Origin of the sequence: Rufibacter roseolus (assembly GCF_017916365.1) — a bacterium.
Lineage (GTDB): Bacteria > Bacteroidota > Bacteroidia > Cytophagales > Hymenobacteraceae > Nibribacter > Nibribacter roseolus.
The window spans coordinates 1-1573 of sequence record NZ_JAFMSU010000006.1; the positions used below are offsets into that span (position 1 = coordinate 1).

The following is a 1573-nucleotide window of genomic DNA, read 5'->3' on the forward strand; positions in this document are numbered from 1 at the left end:
GGGGTTGGCGGCTACCTACTCTCCCGCGTGTGACCGCAGTACCATCGGCTCGGCGGGGCTTAACTTCTCTGTTCGGAATGGGAAGAGGTGGACACCCGCGACATAGCCACCATTATTTTCCGTTTCTCTCCCCTGGCGGGGGCGAGTGTCAATGATGTCGGGGGGTGCTTTGACGATACGGGGAAGGGAGGGGGCTAGGGTACGCGCCTTGGGGGGCGCCTTGTTTGGAAAGCTCTCGGGCAATTAGTACGGCTCGGCTATGGTGTTTCCACCTTTACACCTGCCGCCTATCGACGTGGTCGTCTCCCACGGCCCTTAAAGGGATGTCTCATCTTGGGGTGAGTTTCGCACTTAGATGCTTTCAGCGCTTATCTCATCCGAGCGTAGCTACCCTGCGCTGCGGCTGGCGCCACAACAGGTCCACCAGAGGCTCGTCCATCCCGGTCCTCTCGTACTAAGGACAGGTCCCCGCAAACATCCAACGCCCACTACAGATAGGGACCGAACTGTCTCACGACGTTCTGAACCCAGCTCGCGTGCCACTTTAATCGGCGAACAGCCGAACCCTTGGGACCTTCTCCAGCCCCAGGACGTGACGAGCCGACATCGAGGTGCCAAACCTCCCCGTCGATATGAGCTCTTGGGGGAGATCAGCCTGTTATCCCCGGCGTACCTTTTATCCTTTGAGCGATGGCCCTTCCATGCGGAACCACCGGATCACTATATCCGCCTTTCGGCCCTGCTCGGCTTGTGGGCCTCACAGTCAAGCACCCTTCTGCTATTGCGCTCTGCGCACGGTTACCAAGCGTGCTGAGGGTACCTTTGAAAGCCTCCGTTACTCTTTTGGAGGCGACCACCCCAGTCAAACTACCCACCAAACAATGTCTCCTACTCAAGGATTAGGCTCCAAGTAACTCAAGGGTGGTATTTCAACGCTGCCTAACCGACGCCTGGCGACGCCGGATCACAGGCTCCCACCTATCCTACACATGAGTTACCCAGAGTCAATGTTAAGCTATAGTAAAGGTGCACGGGGTCTTTCCGTCCCGTAGCGGGTACTCGGCATCTTCACCGAGACTACAATTTCACCGAGCTCACGGCTGAGACAGCGCCCAGATCGTTACACCATTCGTGCAGGTCGGAACTTACCCGACAAGGAATTTCGCTACCTTAGGACCGTTATAGTTACGGCCGCCGTTTACCGGGGCTTCGATTCAACGCTTCGCCTTGCGGCTGACGTCCCCTCTTAACCTTCCGGCACCGGGCAGGTGTCAGGCCATATACCTCATCTCTCGATTTCGCATAGCCATGTGTTTTTGTTAAACAGTCGCCTGGGCCTCTTCACTGCGGCTTCTCTGGTTGCCCAGAGGAAGCGCCCCTTCTCCCGAAGTTACAGGGCCATTTTGCCGAGTTCCTTGGCCGTGATTCACTCGAGCACCTTAGGATTCTCTCCTCGACTACCTGTGTCGGATTGCGGTACGGGTAGCGTAACCTTGAACGCTTAGCGGGTTTTCTTGGGAGTCTGATTAGGGCCGCTATCCCCTCGCCCGGGGGCTTGGGGTACTATCGGGTT

2 rRNA genes (1 of these 2 cut by a window edge) are annotated in these 1573 nt (G+C 57.2%); both read right to left on the minus strand.

The window, feature by feature from the left end:
- Positions 1–2: 2 nt before the first annotated feature.
- Positions 3–114, minus strand: a 5S ribosomal RNA gene (rrf, locus tag J3P35_RS21885).
- 109 nt (positions 115–223) lie between these two features.
- A 23S ribosomal RNA gene (locus J3P35_RS21890) occupies positions 224–1573 on the minus strand (it continues 1642 nt past the right edge of the window).